Origin of the sequence: Anaerocolumna cellulosilytica (genome assembly GCF_014218335.1) — a bacterium.
In the GTDB taxonomy this organism is placed as follows: domain Bacteria; phylum Bacillota; class Clostridia; order Lachnospirales; family Lachnospiraceae; genus Anaerocolumna; species Anaerocolumna cellulosilytica.
Genome location: NZ_AP023367.1, coordinates 4934307 through 4959321, shown reverse-complemented (window position 1 = coordinate 4959321; position 25015 = coordinate 4934307). Strand labels below are relative to the sequence as shown.

The 25015-nt window shown below is 41.2% G+C and carries 20 protein-coding genes; all 20 read left to right on the top strand.

Going from position 1 to position 25015, the window contains the following annotated elements; translation table 11 throughout:
• Position 1 precedes the first annotated feature (1 nt).
• Positions 2-769, top strand: a complete 768-nt coding sequence (locus tag acsn021_RS20445) for an ABC transporter ATP-binding protein (protein ID WP_184094876.1) — start codon at positions 2-4, stop codon at positions 767-769.
• Positions 747-2978: an ABC transporter permease gene (locus acsn021_RS20440; RefSeq protein ID WP_330601811.1), complete on the top strand. Its 2232-nt coding sequence runs from the start codon at positions 747-749 to the stop codon at positions 2976-2978. The genes acsn021_RS20445 and acsn021_RS20440 overlap by 23 nt, the downstream gene beginning before the upstream one ends.
• 2 nt (positions 2979-2980) lie before the next feature.
• A complete protein-coding gene (locus acsn021_RS20435) occupies positions 2981-5215 on the top strand; it encodes an FtsX-like permease family protein (protein WP_184094868.1) in 2235 nt (744 codons plus the stop codon).
• A 434-nt stretch (positions 5216-5649) separates the two neighbouring features.
• Entirely contained in the window at positions 5650-6063 is a 414-nt protein-coding gene (locus acsn021_RS20430) for a sigma factor-like helix-turn-helix DNA-binding protein (protein ID WP_184094866.1), read from the top strand.
• A 102-nt stretch (positions 6064-6165) separates the two neighbouring features.
• A complete protein-coding gene (locus tag acsn021_RS23025) occupies positions 6166-6291 on the top strand; it encodes a hypothetical protein (RefSeq protein WP_279289767.1) in 126 nt (41 codons plus the stop codon).
• A gap of 71 nt (positions 6292-6362) precedes the next feature.
• Positions 6363-7037 (top strand): response regulator transcription factor, encoded by a 675-nt coding sequence (locus tag acsn021_RS20425; RefSeq protein ID WP_184094864.1) that lies wholly within the window; start codon positions 6363-6365, stop codon positions 7035-7037.
• A complete protein-coding gene (locus acsn021_RS20420; protein ID WP_184094862.1) occupies positions 7025-8188 on the top strand; it encodes a HAMP domain-containing sensor histidine kinase in 1164 nt (387 codons plus the stop codon). The genes acsn021_RS20425 and acsn021_RS20420 overlap by 13 nt, the downstream gene beginning before the upstream one ends.
• Before the next feature lie 62 nt (positions 8189-8250).
• The gene (locus tag acsn021_RS20415) at positions 8251-8925 is read left to right on the top strand and encodes an ABC transporter ATP-binding protein (protein ID WP_184094860.1); all 675 of its coding nucleotides are present in this window, start codon (positions 8251-8253) and stop codon (positions 8923-8925) included.
• A complete protein-coding gene (locus acsn021_RS20410) occupies positions 8922-11402 on the top strand; it encodes an FtsX-like permease family protein (protein WP_184094858.1) in 2481 nt (826 codons plus the stop codon). The genes acsn021_RS20415 and acsn021_RS20410 overlap by 4 nt, the downstream gene beginning before the upstream one ends.
• Positions 11403-11859: 457 nt before the next feature.
• A complete protein-coding gene (locus acsn021_RS20405) occupies positions 11860-12273 on the top strand; it encodes a sigma-70 family RNA polymerase sigma factor (RefSeq protein ID WP_184094856.1) in 414 nt (137 codons plus the stop codon).
• A 364-nt stretch (positions 12274-12637) separates the two neighbouring features.
• A complete protein-coding gene (locus acsn021_RS20400; RefSeq protein ID WP_184094854.1) occupies positions 12638-12931 on the top strand; it encodes a hypothetical protein in 294 nt (97 codons plus the stop codon).
• Positions 12892-13272: a type II toxin-antitoxin system PemK/MazF family toxin gene (locus acsn021_RS20395; RefSeq protein WP_184094852.1), complete on the top strand. Its 381-nt coding sequence runs from the start codon at positions 12892-12894 to the stop codon at positions 13270-13272. The genes acsn021_RS20400 and acsn021_RS20395 overlap by 40 nt, the downstream gene beginning before the upstream one ends.
• A gap of 22 nt (positions 13273-13294) precedes the next feature.
• Positions 13295-13681, top strand: coding sequence for a recombinase family protein (locus acsn021_RS20390; RefSeq protein ID WP_184094850.1), 387 nt, complete (start codon positions 13295-13297; stop codon positions 13679-13681).
• Positions 13678-13833: an SHOCT domain-containing protein gene (locus acsn021_RS20385; RefSeq protein WP_184094848.1), complete on the top strand. Its 156-nt coding sequence runs from the start codon at positions 13678-13680 to the stop codon at positions 13831-13833. Before acsn021_RS20390 ends, acsn021_RS20385 begins: the two co-directional genes overlap by 4 nt.
• 124 nt (positions 13834-13957) lie before the next feature.
• Positions 13958-15532, top strand: a complete 1575-nt coding sequence (locus acsn021_RS20380; protein WP_184094845.1) for a recombinase family protein — start codon at positions 13958-13960, stop codon at positions 15530-15532.
• Entirely contained in the window at positions 15529-16380 is an 852-nt protein-coding gene (locus acsn021_RS20375) for a recombinase family protein (RefSeq protein WP_184094843.1), read from the top strand. Before acsn021_RS20380 ends, acsn021_RS20375 begins: the two co-directional genes overlap by 4 nt.
• 5 nt (positions 16381-16385) lie before the next feature.
• Complete coding sequence (locus tag acsn021_RS20370) at positions 16386-18035, top strand: recombinase family protein (RefSeq protein ID WP_184094841.1); 1650 nt, start codon at positions 16386-16388, stop codon at positions 18033-18035.
• 218 nt (positions 18036-18253) lie between these two features.
• A complete protein-coding gene (locus acsn021_RS20365) occupies positions 18254-20416 on the top strand; it encodes a hypothetical protein (RefSeq protein WP_184094839.1) in 2163 nt (720 codons plus the stop codon).
• Between the two features lie 227 nt (positions 20417-20643).
• Entirely contained in the window at positions 20644-22230 is a 1587-nt protein-coding gene (locus acsn021_RS20360) for a transposase (RefSeq protein WP_184096195.1), read from the top strand.
• Positions 22231-23065: 835 nt separating this feature from the next.
• The gene (locus tag acsn021_RS20355) at positions 23066-24820 is read left to right on the top strand and encodes a cellulase family glycosylhydrolase (RefSeq protein WP_184096056.1); all 1755 of its coding nucleotides are present in this window, start codon (positions 23066-23068) and stop codon (positions 24818-24820) included.
• Positions 24821-25015: the final 195 nt, after the last annotated feature.

Genomic DNA, 25015 nt, shown 5'->3' with positions numbered 1-25015 from the left:
CATGAATCAACTTTTAAGGATTGAACATATTGAAAAATACTACGGCAACAAAGGCAATCTTACCAAAGCCATTGATGACATCAGCTTTGAGGTGCAAAACGGTGAATTTATTGCCATTATGGGGGCTTCCGGTTCTGGAAAGACAACCTTATTGAACTGTATTTCCACCATTGATACCGTCAGTGCCGGTCATATTTTATTAAGCAGCACTGATATAACAGAAATCAAGGAAAAAGAACTTGCTCGTTTCCGCAGAGAAAATCTTGGATTTATCTTTCAGGATTTCAACTTGTTGGATACACTCACCATCAGCGAAAATATTGCAATGGCCTTGACCATCAACAAGGTACCGGTAGCAGAAATTGAACCTCGTGTAAAGCAGATGGCTGAAAAACTGGATATCGTGCCGATACTGGATAAGTTCCCCTATCAGGTTTCAGGAGGCCAGAAACAGCGCTGTGCCTGCGCAAGAGCCATGATCAACAATCCTAAGATGATACTGGCAGACGAGCCTACCGGAGCGTTAGACAGCCACTCGGCGCAGATGCTTTTAACGACTATTCAAACCATGAACCAAGAGCTGGGCGCAACTATCCTGATGGTAACCCATGATGCGTTTACAGCAAGCTATGCAAAGAGAATTTTATTCCTAAAGGACGGCCAGATTTTTACGGAAATTCTTCGTGGGGAACAAAGCAGAAAGCAATTGTTCGGGAAAATCCTTGATGTGATGACACTGCTGGGAGGTGATTTATCTGATATACGGTAAACTTATTCTTCGCAACGCAAAACGGTCTGTTAAAGATTATCTTATTTATATTGTCACACTGACCCTTTGCGTAACCATGTTTTATTCCTTTTTATCCATCTCCAGCAGCTATTACCATCCGGATATCGGAAGCCAGTACGAGTTAAATATGCTGAGCGATGGAATGAAAGGCGCAATTTGTGGAGTTACCCTTTTGCTCCTGTTTTTAATTAAATATGTAAACAACTACATGATAGGGCGCAAGCAAAAGGAATTTGCGATTCAAACGGTGATGGGCATGGAGCGGAAAACAACAGCTGCATTATTCTTTGCAGAAACCATGCTAATGGGATTCGCAGCGTTAGGACTTGGTATTGTACTTGGAACATTCTGCTCACAGTTTATTACGGCTATGCTCTTATCTGCTTACGGACAACCCTTTCAGCTGACCTGGACGTTATATCCGGATACGGTATTTCTTACTGTCCTGTTTTTTACATTGAGCTATGCCTTTATTGGCCTGCTTAATGTCCGCACGATACAAAAAATTAAAGTGATTGATATGCTTTATGCGGACAAAACAAACGAACCTGATTTTAAAAAAAGTAAATGGATGCCGGTGATTGCTTTATTGTTTGGCATACTGTCTGTGATCATGCTGATGTCGGGAATTTCATATAAACGCCATTATTTTGATGCCCGATTGCCATTTCCGGTACACTTGATGTTTTGGAGCAATATTCTGTTGCCCGGACTCTGTCTGGCAGGGCTTACACTTTGGATTCTCCTGCGGAGAAAGCTGAAATTCTCAAAACTTGTAATTTTTCTATCTGTGATGGCACTGGCTTTCTTAATATCCTCCGCCAGCGTTCCTGTTATGCGAATGAAATATTTTTTAACTTTACCCGCAGAAGCCAACAACACCTATATGCTCTTTCTTTTAGCAAGCTTAATTTTTATCGTATGTAGTATTTTTTATTTGACAAGCGGGGTGATTACCGCTTGGAAAGAAAAATCAAATTACCATAAATACAAAGAAGAAAATCTTTTCTTTTTTGGTCAGATACTTTCAAAATTAAAGACAACCACAAAAACCATGACATTAATCTGCCTTACGCTCGCACTTTCTATAGGTATGTTTTTGATGGAACCGGCATTAAGCGGCTGGGTTTCCGGTTATTTAGAAAGCCGTTCTGCATTTGATGTCCAAATTTCATCCACTTATCGGAGGGCTTACGATGTTAAGGAACTTCCTGATACGGATTACGGCTTTGTTACAGCGTATCTGGCGGAGCATGAGATACAGATTGAAGATGAATGTACCTTCAGTATGTACCTTCCCAAGGCAGAAGAATTTCATCAGCGGGTAAAATGGGAGTTCCCCATACTGGCAATTTCGTTGTCAGATTATAATCATTTGCTTATTATGCGTGGGATAGCTCCGATTGAACTAAAGGACTACCAATTTGCCTTGCAATGGCGTTCCCTTTCCTCAGAGGATGAACGGAATGAAGTGGTAGAATCCCATTCTGTTTTGGAAACGGATGCCGGACACCTAACAATTGATTCCGAACAATCCTACGAGGCACCTTTGGGTGAGGCAATTTATAATGCCTATACGGATGTTATTTATGTTTTCCCGGATACTGTCTGCGAACAGCTCATGGCCGTTGACCGCATCCGCTTCATCAATACGGCAGAGCCTATACCTTACGATGCTGCAATCGGACTGCAAAAGGAATTTGAGCAGCAGTTCCCGGAGCAAATTGATGAGGGAATCAGTTTCTCTCTCCGCACTCGTACAGAACAGGTCAACAGTACCACGGCAGGCAATTTTATTTTACAAGCCAGCATGACCTATGGTGCAATTGTATTATTGATTATTTGCTTTACCATTTTGGCGTTGCAGCAGCTTTTGGACGCTACTCATTACCCATACCGTTTCGGTGTTCTCCGTAAACTCGGTGTAGAGGAAACCCATATTAACCGGCTTGTGTTAAAGCAGTTGGGTGTTTGGTTTGGGCTGCCGATTAGTGTGGCCGTGATTGTTGCTTCAGTATTTGGCGGATACTTCTTCAATACAATTTCTTCTCAAATTTCAGCGTATATTGGCATTAAGGCACTGACCTTGCAGATTGTATCCATTGCTGCGATCCTTTTATTGCTACTTGCTTGTTACTTTATCAGTACACGAATCTTATTTAACAGAGCCATACGAAAGGAGGGGTAGATATGTATATAAAACTGGCCTTACGCAATGTTAAGCGTTCTGCAGGGGATTATCTGATTTATATCCTTACCTTGATTTTATCGGTGGGACTGTTTTATGGATTTTTATCCATCACAAGTCCTTTCTATAACAACAGGCTGCCAATTCAGATGAATCTGGAATACTTTTCAGAAAAAATGAAAATCATCATCCCGGTTATTGCGTTGCTTCTTGTCTTTCTTATTTCCTATGTTAATCGCTACATGATGAAACGCAAGAAAAAAGAATTTGCACTGCAAACCATTATAGGGATGGAACAGCGGACAGTAGCAACTCTCTTTTTTATAGAAATGCTTACGATGGGGCTTGTAGCGGTCTGCTTGGGTGTTGTACTGGGCGTGCTTTTATCTCAAATTGTAAGTGCAATTATTATGAGTAGCTTTGGGGAAGTATTTAAGCCGTATTTTTCTGTTTACCCTGACACGATTCTCTGGACTTTATTGTTTTTTACCACGTTGTTTCTGATCATTGGCATCGGTAATGTGCGGATTATACGCAAACAGAAAATTATAGATATGCTGCATGACAGCCATAAAACTGAAAGTGCTTCTACACTAAAGGATATGCTTCTTTCCCCTTTGGCTGTGAGTTGTGCGGTGGATATTGGCATTCTGCTTCTTTGCAGCCATAAAATCGTACCATTTTGGAATCAGCTAAGTGAACAAGCAAGATGGATAACAGGAGCCAGTATCATCAGTACAGCCGCCTTCATGCTTTGTGTATTTGTATTTCTTTATGTTACAGGAAAGATGAAAAAAGACGGCAGCTTAGGAGCAATTCTGCTGTCTGCGATTTCTCTGGTTACGGGGATATTGCAATTACAGCTTCAGGGGCTCATTGATGAAATGCTGCGGAGCGGACTCATCAGCGGAGCTTTTTATACCTTTGTTCCTCCTGTACTGGCGCTTGGCATGATCATATTTAGCCTAATTGCATTTTTCAGCTGCCTCTCATGGTTGCTGGTTTTAATGAAAAGAAAATCAAAGAATTTCAATTATCAGAATTTATTTTTACTCGGGCAAATCATTTCAAAGCTAAAAACCAATTCCAAAACAATGGCAGTTCTATCTTGCGCTTTCCTGTTCTCCTTGGTTTTGCTTGGATGGCTGCCTACCTATACCGCACAGGTGGACGGATATTTGAAAGCACGTTCCCTCTATGATGTTCAAATTTTCTCAGCTTATACACAAGTTGACAATATCAATCAATTACCCCAAGCTGCCATTGACAGCTCCTATATAAATCAATATTTATTGGACGGAGGCTACAAAACAAGCGGGAGTGCAGCAGTAGAAACCTACTTTTTGAACGACAGTGATTTCGATATCCGAATTCAAAAGGATATGCCTGTTCTTGGTATTGCTTTGAGTGATTACAATGCTCTTCTTCAACTATCCGGACACGAAGAGATCTCTTTGTCTGAAAATGGTTTTGCCATAGCGTGGGATCATAAGGCTTTACCCAAAGAAATAGAGGCATTCAATCAGCAGCATCCACAAATAGAGGCAGGGGAAACCATGCTCACTAAGGTTCAAGGAGCAGATTATCAAATAAATGTTGGTATGGGAATCTTTACAAGCAGTATGAAAGCAGTATATATCCTTCCGGATTCTGTATGTAAAAACCTCACCCTTGCAACCATCTACTACGCCGCCAATACGACTGAGCCGCTTTCATACGAGTTTGCCGTCAAAATGGACGAGGAGATCAGTCCGTGGTTGAACAACAGCGGGATGGTTCCCCAAAACAGCGGATATGTCAGGCTAAAAACCTTACAGCTCAACGAGGGAATATCCAACTCACTGATGCTTCGGCTGGGAGGTGCTTATACAGGCTTAGTCTTGATTGTAATATCCCTTACAATATTAGCTTTGCAACAGCTTACAGATGCCTCTGAACACAAAGCGAGATTTAAAGTGATGGAAAAAATCGGCGTTGACAAAATCCAAATCAAGAAGCTGATATGGCAGCAAATGTCTGTATGGTTCGGTGTCCCGATTGTTGTGGCTTTATGTGGTGCCGGAGCAATTTTTATATATTTGTTGAAAGTGAATTATGGGGATTACATCCCTTATATAACGGTAAATCACGTACTCATGAATGTATTCAGCATATATGGCGTTTTCCTTTTCATATTTGTCTGCTACTTAACCGTTACCTATACTTTATTTAAGAGGAATATAGCAGAAAATGAGTAGCAGTATATGATTGTATTTTAATGATAAGTGTACCCGCCGAATAAAAAAAACGGTGCTTTGGCGGGACACTCCACATGTTTTAATGTAATTTATATCCCTCCAAACCCGTAAAAAGTTTGGAGGGATTTTATATGTGTTGGTCTTTACAGACTACACCGCTGCGCATCTGCTGCAGCAACATTAGGCTATCTGCATAACTGTTACATACATAGGTGATTCGTTAAAAAAAGCCTATGTTCCCCAGCGGATAACTATGCCCGTCAACACGAACCAGCAGAGCATGTAGAATGTGAATTAACATATAAGAGCGTACCAACGGACGGTCATGTCTACAGGTACGCTCTTTTTTTCTGCACAGAATCATTCCCCGATGCCGTTCACCGCCTCTTGTCCTTCGTTTTCAACCACATTTTGAAAATTTGGAGGACAAGAATATGTCAGGGAACAAAAAATATACCATTGTCATAAAACACCAACGTGTAGAGGTCAGTGAGGCCGTCTATCATGCCTACCATAAAGAGCGGGAAGCGGAACGTTATCAGAATAAGCTGATCCGCCAGAATGAGCTATCATTGGAACGCTTCCGAGAGGACGGTGTCAACATTGATTACCTCATTGTCCGTGTTCAGCCGGATATCTTGGACAAGCTCGTTCATCAGGAGCAGTTGGAAACACTGCGGATTGCTCTTCAATTCTTATCGGAGGATGAACGTTCTCTCATTGCTGAAATATTCTTCAATGAGAAAAGCGAGTCACAAGTTGCAAAAAGCATTGGTGTTAACCAATCTACCATTAGCCGCAGGATTTCCAAAATTCTATTTAAACTGAGAAAAACAATAGAGATATAGCTTTTTCGACGTAAAGTCCCTCTTTAAAAGAGAGGGGCTTTTTGTTGATTTTATTCGCTATTACGTATATACTGAAATCATTCTATACGGTGGAAAATACAAATGCTTGATTATGTATCCTTGCAGCAAGCTTCTGAAAAATGGAGGATATCCAAAGAGAAAAATACAGATTTGACCGCTCATAGGAAATCTCAAAGGATGCGAAAAGACATTCAGACAAATGATTAAAGCAAAGTTGAGAAAATCTTGAGATTTTATTGAGATAATAAAAAATATTATGCGAAAGGAGGCTTGAAGATATGAGTAAAAAAATATTATTAGTAGACGATGAAAAAGGCATTGTCACGATGATGAAATATTATTTTGAAATGTCAGGTTATTCCGTTTATACTGCATGCAGCGGAAATGAAGCTTTGCAAAAAGTAGCGCATAATCCGGATATCATTTTGCTGGATATTAATATGCCTGATATAGACGGTCTTACTGTCTGCCAGCATATTCGAGAACATATTTCATGCCCTATTTTATTTCTGACTGCCCGGATTGCAACAAGCGACAAGATAAATGGTTTTCGGGCTGGTGCAGATGATTATATCGTAAAACCTTTTGACCTTGATGAATTAGGTGCAAGAGTAGCAGCACATTTAAGACGTGAGAACCGCAGGCAAGAACAGTCTGTGGTGAGGTTCTTTGGAGATATGGTGATAGACTATTCCAAACGGCAGGTTACTATAAAAGAATCTATTATTTCGCTCTCTAAAAAAGAGTTTGATATTGTTGAACTTTTATCTATGAATGCGGGACAGGTGTTTGACAGGGAACGGATATACGATTTGGTGTGGGGACTTGATGGAGATGGGAACAGTGGTACAATTATGGAACATATTCGTAAGACAAGAGCAAAGTTTGCCACACTGTCACTCCATAGCTATATTGAAACCGTATGGGGGGTAGGCTATAAATGGAATGGTTGAAAAACAGAAGTTTGAAACAGTCTTTTTTTCTAATCAGCTCACTCTTTCTTTGTGTCGGATTGTTATTATCAGCCGTATCTTTTATGGCATGTGTAGAACTTCGGAGCAAGGTAGAGTCATATACTCAATATGAAATTTCCGTAAATGAAAATGGTGGGATCACTTCTTCCTATCATAACGGAACAGCGGAAGAAAATAATCGGAATACAAATTATTTGTTGTTCGATATTTTGCAATTTGCTCTGCCGGTTTTCTTTGTAGTAGTATCATTGGTATTGGCTGATATTACCTTCTATCGCATTAAGTTAAAAAAGCCCCTTGTTATTTTACAAAACAGTGCCGAGAGGATACGAAAACAAGATTTGGATTTTACTGTAGAAAAATTGTCAAACGATGAGTTGGGGGAACTTTGCTCTGCATTTGAAACAATGCGCATAGAGCTTAAATCAAATAACCAAGAGCTTTGGAGGCAAATGGAAGAACGAAAAAGACTAAATGCTGCATTCTCCCATGATTTAAGAAATCCTGTAACAGTTTTAAAAGGATGTGCAAAATTATTACAAAAGAATTGTGTAGCGGAGAAAGCGGACTCTTTTAATATAAAAGAATCCCTCTCGCTGATTACTCAATACACTGCCCGAATAGAAACCTATGTAGAAGCAATGTCCACCGCTCAAAAATTAGAGGATTGGAACTATGCTCCGCAAGTTACACGCTGGTCGGTGCTTTTAAAAGAATTAGAACAGAGTATATCCTTTCTTGGCAATTATGAAAAAGCAGAAATAAAGTTTACTTCCAGCGGAGATGATACTGAAGTATCTGTTGATAAGTCCATCATTCAAAATGTGACAGAAAATCTTGTCAGCAATGCTTTAAGATATGCGAAAACAACAATCCAAATAAACCTGTCCTATGATACTGAAAAGCTCACTGTATGTGTGTTGGATGATGGAACGGGTTTTTCACCTGTGCTTCTTCGAAAAGGAATTCGCCCCTTTTTAAGAGATGATAACCGGGACGAGCAGGAGCATTTCGGAATGGGTCTTTATGTATGCTCTCTACTTTGCAAAAAGCATGGAGGAAATCTTAAAATAGAAAATACACCAAACGGTGCAAAAGTGACTGCTCGGTTTTTGATTTTACAATCTTGAGAGATTTTTGAGATTTATATTTTACACTCTTCTTATAACAAAAATAAGGAGAGTGTTTTTTTATGATAATTGAAGCCAAAGAAATTTCAAAGATTTATGGCAGCGACGAAAACAAAGTTGTTGCTTTAAACAAGGTGAACTTAGCAATTGCATCCAGTGATTTTATGTCGATTATGGGGCCATCGGGCAGCGGAAAAAGCACATTGCTGCATATTCTCTCGGGACTGGATAAACCCACATCCGGCAACCTTTTCTACGACGGAAAAGAAATTTACAGCTTCAGTGATAAGGAGCTGTCAGTTTTTCGCAGACAAAAAATTGGTTTTATCTTTCAGCAATTTAATCTGCTTCCTGTTTTGACAGCAAAAGAAAATATTATCATGCCGCTGCTGCTTGACAAGAAACAGCCTAATGAAACATATCTAAAACGGCTTACGGATTTACTTGGTATCAGTGATCGGTTAACCCATTTACCACATGAGTTGTCAGGTGGTCAGCAACAACGTGTGGCTATTGCCCGTGCTCTGATTGCTGAGCCAGATATTATTTTTGCCGATGAACCAACCGGAAATCTTGACAGTAAAAGCGGCAGCGAAGTAATGGAAATGCTCAAAAACATACAGCACAAAATGGGAAAGACACTTGTTATTATTACCCACGATAACCGTATAGCTACAATGGCAGACAGGCAGTTTGTCATTGTGGATGGTGTACTTTCGGAGGTGACGGCAAAATGAAATCCTACCATACCCTTGCATGGAAAGAACTATGGGCGCAAAAGGTCACCTCTGTCCTCATTTTAATTGCAATAGTTCTTTCCACCATGATGACAACTGTAATCGGGCAATCAATCGGTATTTTGAGTGCTATGCAGCAAAGCCAAGCAATCAATTTGAATGGAAACCGATATGCAACCTTGCACCAAATGACCGAAGAACAAGCAAGTAAATTATTAGCAGATTCAAGACTTTCTTATACAGGTAGTTATATTTCCATTGGAAGGGCAGATATAAAAAACAGCAAAATATCTGTTTTGCTTAGAGAATATATAGGAAACGCCCTTTCTGCTTATCCATCGGATTCACAGCTTGAGAGCGGAAAACTTCCTGAAAAAGCAGAAGAAATTGCCTTACCCCAAAATGTGCTGGACATGCTTGATTTTCAAGGTGAAATTGGCGATACCATCTCCCTTAATCTTAGTATTTCTCTCTTGCGAGATATCGAAGCTGGCTATGAGTATACCCACAATTTCATTCTGACAGGAATACTAAAATCAAATTATGTTGGATACGTAAGCGGCACTGTCATGGGCATTGTCGGTACAGGTACAGCAGAAAAAGTGTTGCCCGATAAGTATATGTTGTACTCTGTTGATATCCGTACCGCCCAGAAAAAATCGTTTCAAAGTACAATAAATGATTTGGCTTCTCAATATGACATACCGGAATACTGCATTCAATATAACGACACGATGCTTTCTGCGGTTGGAATTGAGTATGAATCAGGAGCAACAGCTGAAACTGGATCAGGATTTTCTTATATGACTTTGGCGGGGGTTCTAATTGGTGCTCTGGTTCTGCTTGCAGCAGGGCTGGTGGTCTACAATATTCTAAAAATTGCAGTGATAAAACGAGTCAAAGAGTATGGTGTCTTAAGGGCAATTGGTGCTGAGAAAGGAAAGCTGTATCTTCTCGTTTCCTTGCAGCTTGCCATTTTATGCGGCATTGGTATTCCGATCGGAATTTTGCTCGGACTACTATCCGCTCAGGGTGTGACGACAGCTGTAAGTGGCTTTTTCAATCCTGAAATATTTTTAGTAAGCTCTGAAGCAGAACTTGCAGCCATGATTGCTCAAAATGCAGGAAGCAAAATCCTCCCGCTGTTAGTCAGCGTAGGAATCACAATTATATTTGCACTCGTTTCTGCAATGCCTGCTGCCGGATATGCAGCAAAAGTATCACCAACAACTGCAATGTTGGGGCAAACAACCACCGTCAAACGGCGAAACAGAAAAACAAAACATATTCGCAATTTCGAAGCTTTTTATGCGCGAATGAATATGAAGCGAAACCGAGGTAGAACAGCAGTTACCATTCTGTCTCTGATTATGAGCATTACAGTATTCGTAGCACTGCAGAGTTTTTCAGGACTATTGGATGTTTCAGAAGATGTTCAGAAAATGCACCTTGGGGATTATTCCATGACCAGCCAAACCATTGGATTCTCTCCAGAAGAACTGGCAGAATTAAAAAATGTTTCGGGTATACAGGCTGTATCCACTTTAAAATACAGCCTGTATCAGCAGGATGAAAATGGAGAATTGAATGACATAGAAACCTCTATCACGCCACAGCCGGGCGAAACGATGCAGATGATCGGCATTGATGACGTAAGATTGAAAGGTTTAGTTCCTACACTTTCTGAATCAGATTTGCAAGCATTAACGGATGGTACAGCATGTTTCATTCAAAATCCTATCTCCATTTTCTCTGGTGGGACAGAAGCAAAGAATACTGTCCTGTCGGTAGGCGATACTGTTGTCGTAAATGACACTTCTTTAAGGGTGCTTGGATTGTTGGATGCTCCTATTACCCTTGAAAATGAGGGGTTTATCAATGGCATTCAGGTTGTAGTATCTGATACTGTTTACGATAAGATTACACAAAGAACTGGTTACACAGAGCTTTATCCAACACTTACACAGGACGCAGATCGTTCTTTTGTAGAACAGGCAGTACAAGCGCTTTGCAGTAAAAACGGCGGGACATGGCTTTCTTATGCAAATACAGATCAACAGCTTAAGGAAAGTTATGAACAAATCAGATTGCTGGCGTGGGGATTGATTTTATTTGTTGGATTAATTGGTATTCTAAATATCATTAACACGGTGTATACAAACATCCATACACGTGTAACAGAAATCGGAGTTCAACGAGCTATTGGCATGAGTGCAAGAAGCCTTTATAAAACTTTTCTTTGGGAGGGAGCATATTACGGAATCATAGCTTCCTTAATCGGAGCTGTTGCAGGATATATTTGTACGATTTTTGTAGGCTCTGCTGGTACGGATACATTACAGCTTGTGTCTATCCCGTTTCTTTCCATTGCAGAAGCGGCAGGCATTTCAATTCTGGCCTGTTTAATAGCAACTTATCTCCCATTAAAGAAGATTGCTAAAATGAATATCGTGGAATCAATAGAAACAGTTGAATAGCTTATTCTGCTATGTTCACAGTGTCGTTTGTGGTTAAAATCAAATAAAATCCCATACCCGCCAAAGAAAAAAACGGCGCTTTGGCGGGTCATTCTTCATGCCTGAATATCTAAAGCATGCCTCCAAACCCGTTAAAGTTTGGAGGGATTTTATATGTGTTGGTCTTTACAGATTACACCGCTGCGCATTTGCTGCAGCGACATTAAGCAATCTGCATAACCGCTATTTACATAGGTAACTTGTTAAAAAAAGCCTATGTCCATCAGCGGATAACTATGCCCACCAACACGAACCGCCAGAGCAGGTGAAACATGAAATAACATATAAGAGCGTACCAACGGACAGCCATGTCTATCGGTACGCTCTTTTTTTACTGCACAAAATTATTCCCCGGTGTCGGTCACCACCTCTTGTCCTTCGTTTTCAATCACATTTTGAAAATTTGGAGGACAAGCATATGTCAGAGAATAAAAAATATACCATTATTGTAAAACGGCAGCGTGTAGAGGTCAGCGAGGCTGTCTACCATTCCTACCATAAAGAGCGGGAAGCAGAGCGCTATCAGAATAAGATGATCCGCCAGAACGAGCTATCGCTGGAGCGGTTTCGTGAGGACGGTGTCAATATTGATTACCTCATCGTCCGTGTTCAGCCGGATATCGTGGACAGACTCATTCATCAGGAGCAGCTGGAAGCTCTGTGGAGTGCGCTCCAATCCTTATCGGAGGACGAACGTTCTCTCATTGATGAACTATTTTTCAATGATAAAAGCGAGCGAATGTTGGCTGGGGAGCTTGGAATAGCTACCATGACACTCCACGACCGTAAACATCGTATTCTCAGAAAACTGAAAAAACTTCTTGAGAATTAATAATTAATCCGTACACCCCCCTCACTTTTTCCTTTATAGAAGTGAGGGGGATTTTCTAGCTCTCCCGTGTTCCTTGAAAAACACCGAGCCATTCGGTCATATCCAGCAGCTTAAATACGTTAGCTGTTCAGCTCCGATGAGGGGAAAGCGGCTCCGGAGGACACGCCAAGACCATCTGCGGATAGGCAGAGCTATCCGTCAATACGATAGCATCAAAGGTGCCGAGCGAGAAATGTCCGTCCGAAAAGCAATCCGTGGTGGATTGCCCCGCCATGACCTGAACAGCCTACAATGATACTTCTGCACAGCCACAGACATCGCAATGGGTGCAGCCGCCGGAGAACCCGGCGGGGGTGAGAGTCCCATGACAGCCAATAACCGAGGCTGGTTTAAGCTGACTGCCCAAAGGACGGAATCATCCTTAACCGCAGGCACTCTGCCTGTGGTGTTCTGCTTCGGGAAGTGGTGTCGAATAGAAGCAGCAGAAAACGAAGAACAAGAGTTTTGTTATATCAGAAACTATGAGGACAGCCGCCCTGCGGGTAAACCCATTCAAATTTGGCGGCTGTCCTTATCCTTGTGGTATAACACTGATTTCATAAAAAGGAGGAATGCGAAATGCGTATTTATAAAGGCGATATGTTCTACGCCGATTTAACGCCGGTTGTGGGCTGTGAGCAGGGAGGCATCAGGCCGGTGCTAATTATCCAAAACGACATTGGAAACCGTTACAGCCCCACCGTTATTGTGGCCGCCATCACCAGCCGCACTGAAAAAGGTCATCTGCCTACCCACATCCGGCTGTGCAGCCAGCAGTATGGCCTGCGGCAGAATTCTCTTGTGCTTTTAGAGCAGGTACGAACCATTGACCGTTCCCGTCTGCATGAGTACATAGGCCATTTGAATGATTCACAGATGCAGCAGGTCAATGAAGCCTTGGCCGTGAGCTTCGGTCTGGATGCCCCGTTGCAGGAACCTCAAATGAGCCTGAGCTTGTGACTTGTGAAAGGAGGAAATTTTTATGGACAAGAAATCCGCATGGATTTACTGCCGTATCGATGCGCCGGAGGATACCCACGGCGCTTTGAAAGGGCAATATGAAAGACTGGAAACCTATGCCGCACAGATAGGCTTTGCCGTTGTCGGTTCCTCGCAGGATTTGGGCAGCGGCCTAAACTTCGACCGCCCCGGCCTGCAGGCTGTTCTGGAAGCGGCAAAGGCTAAGAGCTTTCAAATCCTGTTGGTGGATTCGGTAAGCCGGATCGGTCGGGATATGGCAAAGACCGTCAACTTTATTCAAACAATCAGCGACTGTGGGATCAACATTTATTCCCCAATGGAGGGAAAAATCAAGCCATCTGATTTTGCAATTCCGCCGTTCCAATTGGGTCAGGAGGGCTTGCTATGATAAACACTTCTCCGGTAAACGAAGTCCGTTATTTAATGGCGCACAATTTCCTTACCTATCTTCTGGAGCAGGGTAAAATCAGCCTTAAGGAATTTCAGATTGCAGATGGATTTGTGGTCGAAAAATACAAGCCGAGACTCCGGATTATTTAGTGGAAATAGTGATAGCTATGTCTGCATCTATGTGGTATCGTGTGTGCTAATACCTAAAAGGTATTGAACTCACACGAAAGGAGCCGTCACAGATGAAAACACGAAAACCAAAGGAGGTGCCGCCATGCCGCAGGTACAGGTTATTGAACCGGTAAACGCCGTTTACCGCTATGCACCGCCCAAGCTGCGTGTCTGCGCCTACGCCAGAGTCAGCAGCGATTCGGCAGATCAGCTGAATTCCTTTTCTGTGCAAATGGAGCATTACACTTCCCTGATTGCCGAAAATGACGAATGGGAGCTGGTAGACATTTACGCCGATGAGGGCATCACCGGAACCCGGTCGGACAAGCGGGAGGAATTCCAGCGGATGCTTTCCGATTGCAGGAAAGGCAAAATCGACCGCATCCTTGTAAAGTCTGTTTCCCGGTTTGCGAGAAACATTCATGACTGCCTCTCCACCGTCCGGGAGCTGAAAGCCCTCGGCATCGAGGTGGAATTTGAGGAAGATGGCCTCAAAACAGCGGATATGCACGATGAGATGATGATCGGAGCTTTCAGCTCCATTGCTCAGGAGGAATCCACCTCCATCTCCAACAATATGCGCTGGAGCTACGCCCGGAGAATGCAAAACGGCAGCTTCACTTGCTGCTGCGCCCCCTATGGATATGACCTTGTAGACAACACACTGGTTCCCAATCCCAAGGAAGCACCGGTTGTACGCAGGATATTCGGGAGCTACCTCTCCGGCAAGAGCATGGATCAGATCGCAACCGAGCTGAACGCTGATGGCATCCCCTGCAAGAACGGCGAAGTCAGCTGGCTTTATACTGCCGTCAGCTATATCCTCAAAAGTGAGCGTTACATCGGCGATGCCCTGCTGCAGAAATCCTACACAACAGACACTATGCCCTTTCAAACCAAGCGCAACAAGGGCGAGCGTGACCGCTATTACATCACCGGCTCCCATGAGCCGCTCATCAGCCGGTCGGAGTTTGAGCGAGCGCAGCAACTGATGAAAGCCCGTAACACCCTCTGCCCAAGCAAGGGGCGTGGCAGGCAGTATGCTTTCTCACAGAAAATCAAATGCGGAAAATGCGGTACGAGCTTCTCACGCAGGGTGACCAACGGAAAAACCTATTGGATGTGCCATAAGCACTTCCGCAGCAAGGAGCTGTGCGAAATCCGCCAAATCCGGGAGGATGCCATTATACAGGCCTTTATCAGAATGGTTAACAAGCTGAAACAGAACAGCCGATATATTCTCTCCTCTGTTTTAACGGAGCTGATGGATCTCAAATCCAAAATCAGCATGAGCGATGTAAAGGTCGGAAGCATCAATAAGGAAATAGAGGATCTCACCAAGCAGAGTCTGGTACTGAATCGTCTCAGGACGAAAGGTTACATGGACTCTGCTATTTTTATGCAGAAAAACAATGAAATCAACCAACAGCTTGACCTCCTGAAGCGCAACCGCCGCAGGCTGCTGGAAAGCGATGCGGATGATGAGATGATATCTGACTGCAGGCTGCTGATTGACCTGATGGAGCAGGGAGAGCCGTACCTGACCGGTTTTGATGAAACCCTGTTCCACAGCATCATCACTCAGATCGTTGTCACCGAGCAGGATAAGCTACAATTCTGCCTGATCGGTGGCTTTGCCTTTACCGAGCAGCTGCCAAAGGAGGTGTTCGGACGATGAAGAAAAACCGATACCTTCCTTTCGGCTACCATATCCAAAACGGTGTGCTGTGCATCCATGAAGCGGAAGCTGCCGTGGTTCGTCAGGTTTTCGAGGATTACCAAGCCGGAACGTCTTATCGCCGGATTGCCGAAACCCTCACCGTCCGAGGCATTCCCTATATGGAGAACCGCACCGACTGGAACAAGCATATGGTCAAGCGGATGCTGGAAAATCCTCGCTACTGCGGCGGTGATGACTTCCCACCGATACTCTCTGCCGATACGTTCGAGACTGTAGCCGCCCAAATCGAGCAGAAAAGTCAAGGGGAGCCTTTATCCGAGGAACTGGACAGCATCCGCAGTAAGGCGATTTGTGGGGCTTGTGGAGCCAAATACAAAAGGGATGGCAGAAGCAAGAATTATGAAGCGTGGTGCTGCTCCGCAGAGGGGCGCAGTACACCCAAGAGAATCACAGACCAAGTCCTGCTGGAGAGCGTAACGGCAATCCTGAACACAATTATCCGTGAACCGAGCCTGCTGGAGCTTCCTTTACTGCATCGAGAGAACTATTCCCTTGATGTTGCCCGGACGGAGAATCAAATTAACCGGGAGCTGGAAAAAAGCGAGGTGGACAGCGACTATATCAAGCTGCTCATATTCGGCTGCGCCGCCGCAAAATATGAGGCCTGTGCCGATACGGAACCGGAATACTTAACTCGTCAATTGCTGGCGATATTTGAGGGACAGCCGCCGCTGGAGGCTTTTTCAATCCGATTATTTGAGGATACCGTCAAGCAGGTGGTCATTGATGTGGACGGCAGCCTGTGGCTGCGTATGATAAACGGAAAGCTGATTGGAAAGGAGTAACCGCCATGCAAACACAAACCATAACACCTGTACAGAAAAGGGTCGATGTGATCCCTGCCAATGTTCTTTTAACCAAGCCCAATGCCAGAAAGAGAAAGCTGCGTGTGGCGGCTTACTGCCGGGTCAGCACCGAACAGGAAGAACAGCAATCCAGCTACGCTGCGCAGATTGCTTATTATACCGATAAAATCAGCAAAAACAAGGATTGGGAGATGGCCGGTATTTTTGCCGACGAGGGCATCACCGGAACCAGCGCCAAAAAGCGTACCGAGTTTCTCAAGCTCATGGCGCTGTGTGAAAAAGGCAAAATAGACATGGTGCTGACCAAATCCGTCTCCCGGTTTTCCAGAAACACACTGGATGCCATCGGGTATATCCGAAAGCTCAAGGCAAAAGGCATCCCCATCATCTTTGAAAAAGAGGGCATCAACACGATGGAGATGGCCAGCGAAATGGCACTGTGCTTCCTCAGCGGGTTTGCGCAGGCTGAGAGCGAATCCATCAGCCGCAACGTGACATGGGGCAAGCGCCAGAGCTTTAAAAGCGGAAAGGTTCCCTTTCAATACTCCCGCCTGCTGGGTTACGAAAAAGGTGAGGACGGTCAGCCTAAGGTTGTGCCGGAGGAAGCGGAAATTGTCAAGCGGATTTTCAGGAGCTATTATTCCGGTGCCAGCGTCCGAAAAATAAAGGAATCGCTGGAGGCAGATAAAATTTTTTCGCCCACCGGCAAGCAGGAATGGTCAATTGGCGCACTGCAGTATATGCTCCGCAACGAGCGCTACATCGGAGATGCCCTGCTGCAGAAAACCTATGTGGTGGATTGCTTAACCAAGGAAACCCGAAAAAACAACGGTGAAATCCCACAGTATTATGTCACCGGAAATCATGAGCCGATTATTTCAAAGGATTTATTCAACCTTGTGCAGGAGGAAATCACCCGAAGAGCCGGGAAACGCAAGGTCGCCAAGAAAGCGGTGAAAACTGAAAAAGGAAAATACAGCAGCAAATATGCTTTAACGGAACTTCTGTGCTGTGGTGACTGCGGTACGCAGTATCGCCGGGTCACTTGGGCGAGGAACGGCAAGAAAAAGGTGGTCTGGCGCTGTATCAACCGCTTGGAATACGGCACGACATACTGCAAGGAATCCCCTACCATTGAGGAAAGCCGGTTGCACCAAGCCATTGTCACTGCCCTGAACCGGCTGGATGAGGATAAGGTTGATGTTATTGAAACCCTCAAGGCAGGCTTGCAGCTTGCCATCGGTACGCAGGATGATGACAGCTTCAATGAATCGGCTATCCAGAACCGCATTGCAGAGCTGCAGAGTGTGATGATGGATTTGGTGGAACTCAGCTCCAAGTCCAGCGCTGGTGCGGATTATTTCGATGCCAAGTTTGAGGAAATTGCTGCAGAGATAAAGGAGTTGCAGGGGCAGCTTGGTGAACACCAAGAGCAGACCATGCTCGCCCAAAACACACAAGCCCGAATCCATGAACTGCTTTATATGATGGAACATACCGATCTCAGACTGAAAGAATACCGGGAAGATGTGACCAAGGCCGTGATCGACAAGGTGGTGGTTTTATCTACCGATCGAATCAGGATTACCTTTAAGGGTAATACAGAAATAGAACAGGAGCTGCCAAGTGAATAGAGAAAGGCCGCCACGAAGCTGGCGGTTTTTCTACTTTGAGCAGAATTTCTGCTATTTTTCAATGAGTTACAGCATAATACTGTGGATATTTCCATAATTTACACAAATCTAATTGTTTTATTCTCGGCTGCGATATATAATGTATACAATATTTGTTTCGAAAAATAGGCTTTAATAGAATATAAATCAAAAAAATTCGCAGAAGGAGTGTAGGCAATATGTGTGACGGAACAAAAAATATTAAATTGGTGAACTGCAATTGCATTAAAGAAGCTAATATTACTATCCAAAGTAATACTCTTAATATTAAATATGGCTGCAATGGCACAGGTAAGTCCACTATTAGTCGAGCTATCTATCTCAAAGCAAAAAATGATATTGAAGGCTTAAAGCTCCTTTGTCCATACAAAATTAATCCTGATGATCCAGAATTACCGCCTGAAATTGATGGCATGACTTTTTCTACCGTTAGAGTATTTGATGAAACTTATGTTAATTCATATCTTTTTAAAGAAGAAAGCTTTTTGGAAAATTCATTTCAGGTCTTTTTGAGGTCAGATGAATGTGATAAATTAACACTTGCTATAGCAAATTTGTTATCAGATTTGCAAGGCATCTTTCAACAATCAGAATCTATTAGAAAATTGCAAGAATTTTTACCAAAATATTTTGACGCAGTTAAATACAGTGATGGTGCGATATCAAAAAAGGGAGGCGTAGGTGAGTTTATTAAAGGAAATGGAGGCGGCTTTGACAATTATGAAGAGTTAGAAGCCTACAGACCTTTTTATCATAATAGAGATTTAATTAGTGTTTCTAAATGGGCAAAGTGGAGAAATGATGGGATAAAGCAAATGAATGGAGAGTCTTGTCCGTTTTGTACTCATGGGTTAGAAATGAAAAAAATTGAAAATCAGAATAAAACTATTTCAAAGGTTTTTAAAAACTCTGCTCTCTCGACGGCTAATGCTGTTTTGGAATATATACAAGAAGCTGTAAAGTTGGGATATATAACAAATGATTCAGTTGAAGCAATGGAAAGCTATATTGGTAATAGCAGTAAAGAAGATTCACTTTTCGCTGAGTTACAGCAATTAGCTATCGAGACAGATTATCTAAATAAAAAGATAGAGAAAATACGTAATTTTCGTCCACTTAATGTAACTCATGATCAATTGTCTAATATAGAGGCAAACTTAGAGGATATGATTATTGATGAACGACAACTGCTAAAGTTTTATTCTACAGAATTTGTATCAAAAATGATCATGGAAATTAAAGAAAAAGTTCTTGCATTAAAAGAGAATACAGGGAAATTAAAAGGCTTATTTGTACAACATGAACAGAAAATAGGAAAACTTATTCAGGATAGGAAAGATGACATAAATCACTTTTTATCTCTGGCAGGATTTCCATATAAATTTATAATAAAAACTAATGGGGAAAATCAAGCTGTTTCATATTTAATTCCTGTAGAAGCTAAAGATGAGAATCGCATTCCAGAACCTGAAAAGCATTTGAGTTGGGGTGAAAAAAATGCATTCTCTTTAGTAATGTTTATGTTTGAAGCAATAAGCGATGATGCCGACTTAATCGTGTTGGATGATCCAATAACATCTTTTGATAAGGATAAGAAATTTGCAGTGGTTAGAAGATTGTTTGATAATCAGAGAGCCAGCTTTAGAGATAAAACTGTTATTATGCTTACTCACGATTTGCAACCAATAATAGATTATGTTTATGGTGGGTTTTTTAATAGATTCGGATTAACAACGCCTGTAAAAGCACAGTGGCTACAAAACGAGAATGGGTTAATAAAAGAATATGATATTCAAAGTACCGATTTACTTAATACGGTCGAACTTACAAAGAAAATAGCGCAAGACAATAGTAAGAAAATGGCTGTGCGTGTTGTAAACCTTAGAAAACATCTTGAAATTATAAAACCGAATTTTTCGGAAACTCCGCTTTATGAAGTATTATCAAATTTTATTCATGGCAGAGATATTGCTTTATCTAATACAGGAGAAGCGTTAGATCCAAATATATTAAGCGCTGGGTGTGAAGAAATGAAAACTTATTTTGGAGATTTATCTTATAGTGATATTCTCCATGAATTAACAATTGATAAACTAATAGAGATTATTAAATCAACTGATACATACGGTAAAATAATTTCTATAAGATTGTTATTTGAAAGATATGATGGATTGCTTTCAAAACTGCGTAAGAAATATCCTGCTGCATGCAAATATATTAATGAAACAAACCATGTGGAAAATGATTATATTTTTCAATTAGATCCTTTTAAATATTTCAGTATACCTCAGTTTTATATGGAGCAGTTAGAAGAGTTTATTTCTTCTGAAAAAATCGCCTGATTGGAATTAAAAGAATGCCGACGATTATACATATCTTTATTGTGCAACAATAATTATATGATAAAGGGTGCATCTATTTTGACCTAATGACATAAGTAAGGCTTACTGCAAATTTTATGATTTTTATAGAATTTGAATGTAGCCAAAGTTGGGGCTGTAAAAAAACTCCCCTAAAAGAAAAATCGCTGAGGTCATGAGACTTCAGCGATTTTTTGGTATAATTAATTATGCAAATAAATAAAAACACCAATGATAATTATACAGTACGTCAGCTGAAATTACCATTGGAAATCGAAAAATTAATTAATATATCTGATCCAGTATACACGTTCTGTGAGGTGATGGATCACATCGACCTATCAAAATATTTTGTAGAGAAAGGCTACAGAACAGGTCGTCCAAGATGTGATGAACAGAAACTCCTTAAAGTGATACTCTTTGCCTTCATGGAGCACGGAATTAGTTCTCTGCGTGAAATAGAAAAACTCTGTAGGAATGATATACGATACCTGTATCTTCTTGATGAGATGAAGGCTCCTTCTTTTGCGACCTTTGGCAATCTTATACGCAATGAACTAACAGATTCCATAGAACAGATTTTTATTGACTTAAACAGTTACATTTTTGAAAAGGAGCATGTGGACCTGGAGCATACTTACATAGATGGAACAAAAATGGAAGCGAATGCCAACCGATATACCTGGGTATGGAAAAAGTCTTGTACAAAAAACCGAGGAAAGGTTTATGAAAAGATATCCACGCTAATTGATGCAATGAACCAGGAAGTATTAGGATATTTCGGTGTAAAACTTGATAAGAGAGATGAGTATGCTGTCGAATATGTATCTGAACTCTTGGAAATGTACAAGAATGCAACAAATCTGGTGGAATCCACGTTTGTATCTGGTTGTGGTCATAGAAAAAGCCTTCCGCAAAAACAATATCAGGAATTAGAGGGGTATCTAGAACGATTAAAGACATATGCACATCATATAGAAGTTTGTGGCGATGAAAGAAACAGTTATTCCAAAACCGATCACGATGCCACTTTTATGCGCATAAAACGGGATTATATGGGGAATGATCAGCTTCTCCCAGCGTACAATCTACAGACCGCTGTCTGTGATGAATATATAGCGGTAGTTGATGTAAAACCATATGCATCAGATATGGAATGCTTTGTTCCTTTGATGGAAAAATTCAATGAAATCTATGGTCATTATCCAAAGTATCCAGTTGCAGATGCAGGCTATGGTTCCTATAATAACTATCTTTACTGTGAAGAGCATGGGATGGAAAAATATATGAAATTTACCATGTTCAAAAAAGAAACATCCGATAAGAAGTATCATGAAAATCCATATCGCGCAGTCAACTTTAAAAGAGACGAGAATGGAAATTTAATATGCCCAAATGGAAAGACTTTTCACTTTAAAAGCAAACAACATGTCTATAAAAACAAATACAGCAGAACCGAAGAAATCTATGAATGCAAATCATGTGAAGGCTGCCAGTTTAAAAACGATTGTTGTCCTAAGGCAAGCAAAAATAGAACTATTCGAATGAATCAGGAATTAACATCAATACATCAAGAGGTAATGACAAATCTTGAATCAATACATGGCGCACTGTTGAGAATGAATCGTAGTATTCAAGCGGAAGGAACCTTTGGTATTTTAAAATGGAATAAATCCTACAAAAGATTATTTCGAAGAGGTGAGAAAAACGCAATTCTTGAACTCACACTGATTTCTTGTGGTTTTAATCTTTATAAATATCATAATAAAAAACAGAGAAACAAGTTGGCTGCTTAAAATCCAAGAACTATACTCACAGCTTTATTAAGTGCACGCTTTTTTATGGAAAAATCAATCATAATCATAAAAAATAAATAAAAAAAAGAAGAATCACCAGAACCGGCATCTGTCGGAACTGGCGATTCTTAATTAAGGACTTATTTTACAGCCCCTTTTTATATGAATTTGAGCCTATGGGTAGTTGGATTGCTTCTCTTTTACCTTTAGCTATCGTTATAGTCCTGTCCTTTCTAGTCATCTTGTTGACAAGGGGCGGGACTTTTTATTCATAGGACGATATTTTACTAAACACAGAGTAATATAAGTAAATCATAGATAGAATATATGCCAGACCATGCATCTAAAATGTTTATTACTTTTTTATATAACTTAATTAAGATGTTTCTTAACAATAAATAAACGTTACTTTATAATGTTACTATGGGTTAAGTAATAAAAACAATTAATATAAGAAGGAGATGGGATGGGATTCTTACAGACATTAATTAATCAAAGCCGTTTACCCAGTGGTTTTTAAAATATACGATTGCTGCAGGAAAATAATGCTATTTGCATAGTTGGTGAAAAATAAGATGCCTATATGTCTCAAAACCTTACAAAGAGGTTTTGGGATTCTTTTATTTTTGTCGTCATTGTGCTGGGTAAGACAGGACTATAATTACAAAAATTGACAATATTAACAAAGTATGGTATGTTTAAAATACATTCATGAGCGACGTAATAATAGTAGTAACAGGGGAAGTATTTTCTTAGAAAAGGAGGGTAGGTTAATTAGAATAGGTTTGGATTTTTAAGGAAGGTATATTATAAAACGCAAGGAGGATGAAGCGAAATGAAAAAAAGACTTTTCATGATTTTGTTGGCTGTGGCAGTTGTATTGGGGTCAAATGGACTGACCAGAGCTTTGCAGGTTCCGGTGGTGGATGCTGCAAGTTTTGAGGATTTAAATCAGAAGCAGATTGTAGAAGCTATGGGTGCCGGCTGGAATCTTGGTAATGCTCTGGAGGCAACCATTGACGGTAATCCCAGTGAAACCGCCTGGGGAAATCCAGTTATTACACAGAGTATGGTACAGGCAATTGCAGACGCTGGTTTTAAATCAATACGTATTCCAGTATCGTATCTTAATCACATAGGCAGTGCGCCCAATTATACCATTAATCAGGCTTGGTTAAACAGGGTAAAGCAAGTAGTAGATTATGCTATTAACAGCGGACTGTATGTTATTATTAACACCCACGGCGATGGATTTCATACAATAACCGGAGGCTGGATTCTACCTGGAAATTCAGATCAGGCGATAATAAAAGCAAAATTTGAAAAAATTTGGAAGCAGATTGCTACTACCTTTGCTGATTATGATGAGCATCTAATCTTCGAATCTATGAATGAAGTTGGTGCCGATGCCAACTACGATGATAATTTAGTAAAAGCATATTATAAAAATATCAATGCTTATAATCAGATATTTGTTGACACAGTACGTTCAACGGGTGGTAATAATGCAAAGAGATGGTTATTAATACCCGGCTGGAATACTACTATTTATACAATGGTTGGTAATTATGGTTTTACGATACCTACGGATAGTAAGTCTACTGCTTCAGGAAAACGAATTATGATTTCTGCTCACTATTATTCGCCTTGGGAATTCTGCGGTGACCAAAATTATAATGCTACACAATGGGGAAATAACGCGAACCCAAGTAAAGCGGCTTCCTGGGGAGGGGAAGACTTCTTGGTTTCAGAGTTACAGTCAATGTATAATACCTTCGTTTCCAAAGGATATCCGGTTGTTATCGGTGAATATGGTTCGGTAGATAAAAGCCAGGGAGATGCAGCGAATACTTCTTACAGAGCATATTTTGCAAAAAGATTTAGTCAGGTAAGTAAGCAGTATGGTATTGTTCCGGTAATATGGGATAATGGTTACAATGGTAATTATGGTTTTGGATTATTTAATAGAAATAATATGTCAATAACCCAGCCTGCAATAATTAATGCCATTATGGAGGTGTATGGTCCTACAAGTACTACCCCCACAGTGACACCTTTTCCCACTACCTCTCCAACACCTACAGTTATACCCACAATCACACCTACCGCTACACCGACAGTAACACCGACACCTACAACAAGCAGTTTAGATGTAAAATTCATTGGTTCGACTTTAGCTTCTGCCAGTTCTATTGTAGGTAAATACAAATTAACTAATAATGGGAATTCCTCCATCGCATTGTCTGAGGTAACCCTTCGGTATTATTTTACTAAGGATGATTCCCAAGGACAGGCTTTCTTTTGTGATTGGTCCCACATAGGTAATCAGAATGTGACTGGAAGTTTCGTTGCTTTGAACGCGGCAAAGCAAAAGGCAGATACGTATCTTCAGATTGGATTTACCTCGGGAGCAGGAAGCCTTGCACCAGGAGAAAGTATCGAAGTACATACCCGCTTTTCTAAGAGTGACTGGACCAATTTTGATTTGACAAATGACTACTCCTATAAGTCCTCTGGGACAACCTATGAGGGCTGGAATAAAGTAACCGCCTATTTGTCCGGGGCGTTAGCATATGGTATTGAGCCATAGAGGCAGGTATATCTGCAAAAATAATTAGCATCAGTATTTTGGTGTATGGAACAAGCTGCTGTATCTCTTTTTTATACTCAGAAAGTAATGTATTTATTTGAATTACTTCCTAAGTGATAAGAAGAATACAGCAGTTTTCTGTATGTAAAAGACAAGTCGGATATTTGTGTAAAAAAGTATTTCAACAGGCTTTAT

Bases quoted from the DNA above. Each gene is read 5' to 3' on its own strand.
- acsn021_RS20360 (WP_184096195.1), top strand. From the start codon at position 20,644: ATGCAAATAAATAAAAACACCAATGATAATTATACAGTACGTCAGCTG.
- acsn021_RS20445 (WP_184094876.1), top strand. From the start codon at position 2: ATGAATCAACTTTTAAGGATTGAACATATTGAAAAATACTACGGCAAC.
- acsn021_RS20425 (WP_184094864.1), top strand. From the start codon at position 6,363: ATGAGTAAAAAAATATTATTAGTAGACGATGAAAAAGGCATTGTCACG.
- acsn021_RS20385 (WP_184094848.1), top strand. From the start codon at position 13,678: ATGATAAACACTTCTCCGGTAAACGAAGTCCGTTATTTAATGGCGCAC.
- acsn021_RS20395 (WP_184094852.1), top strand. From the start codon at position 12,892: ATGCGTATTTATAAAGGCGATATGTTCTACGCCGATTTAACGCCGGTT.
- acsn021_RS20430 (WP_184094866.1), top strand. From the start codon at position 5,650: ATGTCAGGGAACAAAAAATATACCATTGTCATAAAACACCAACGTGTA.
- acsn021_RS20365 (WP_184094839.1), top strand. From the start codon at position 18,254: ATGTGTGACGGAACAAAAAATATTAAATTGGTGAACTGCAATTGCATT.
- acsn021_RS20435 (WP_184094868.1), top strand. From the start codon at position 2,981: ATGTATATAAAACTGGCCTTACGCAATGTTAAGCGTTCTGCAGGGGAT.
- acsn021_RS20400 (WP_184094854.1), top strand. From the start codon at position 12,638: ATGACAGCCAATAACCGAGGCTGGTTTAAGCTGACTGCCCAAAGGACG.
- acsn021_RS20405 (WP_184094856.1), top strand. From the start codon at position 11,860: ATGTCAGAGAATAAAAAATATACCATTATTGTAAAACGGCAGCGTGTA.
- acsn021_RS20410 (WP_184094858.1), top strand. From the start codon at position 8,922: ATGAAATCCTACCATACCCTTGCATGGAAAGAACTATGGGCGCAAAAG.
- acsn021_RS20420 (WP_184094862.1), top strand. From the start codon at position 7,025: ATGGAATGGTTGAAAAACAGAAGTTTGAAACAGTCTTTTTTTCTAATC.
- acsn021_RS20370 (WP_184094841.1), top strand. From the start codon at position 16,386: ATGCAAACACAAACCATAACACCTGTACAGAAAAGGGTCGATGTGATC.
- acsn021_RS20380 (WP_184094845.1), top strand. From the start codon at position 13,958: ATGCCGCAGGTACAGGTTATTGAACCGGTAAACGCCGTTTACCGCTAT.
- acsn021_RS20355 (WP_184096056.1), top strand. From the start codon at position 23,066: ATGAAAAAAAGACTTTTCATGATTTTGTTGGCTGTGGCAGTTGTATTG.
- acsn021_RS20415 (WP_184094860.1), top strand. From the start codon at position 8,251: ATGATAATTGAAGCCAAAGAAATTTCAAAGATTTATGGCAGCGACGAA.
- acsn021_RS20375 (WP_184094843.1), top strand. From the start codon at position 15,529: ATGAAGAAAAACCGATACCTTCCTTTCGGCTACCATATCCAAAACGGT.
- acsn021_RS20390 (WP_184094850.1), top strand. From the start codon at position 13,295: ATGGACAAGAAATCCGCATGGATTTACTGCCGTATCGATGCGCCGGAG.
- acsn021_RS23025 (WP_279289767.1), top strand. From the start codon at position 6,166: ATGCTTGATTATGTATCCTTGCAGCAAGCTTCTGAAAAATGGAGGATA.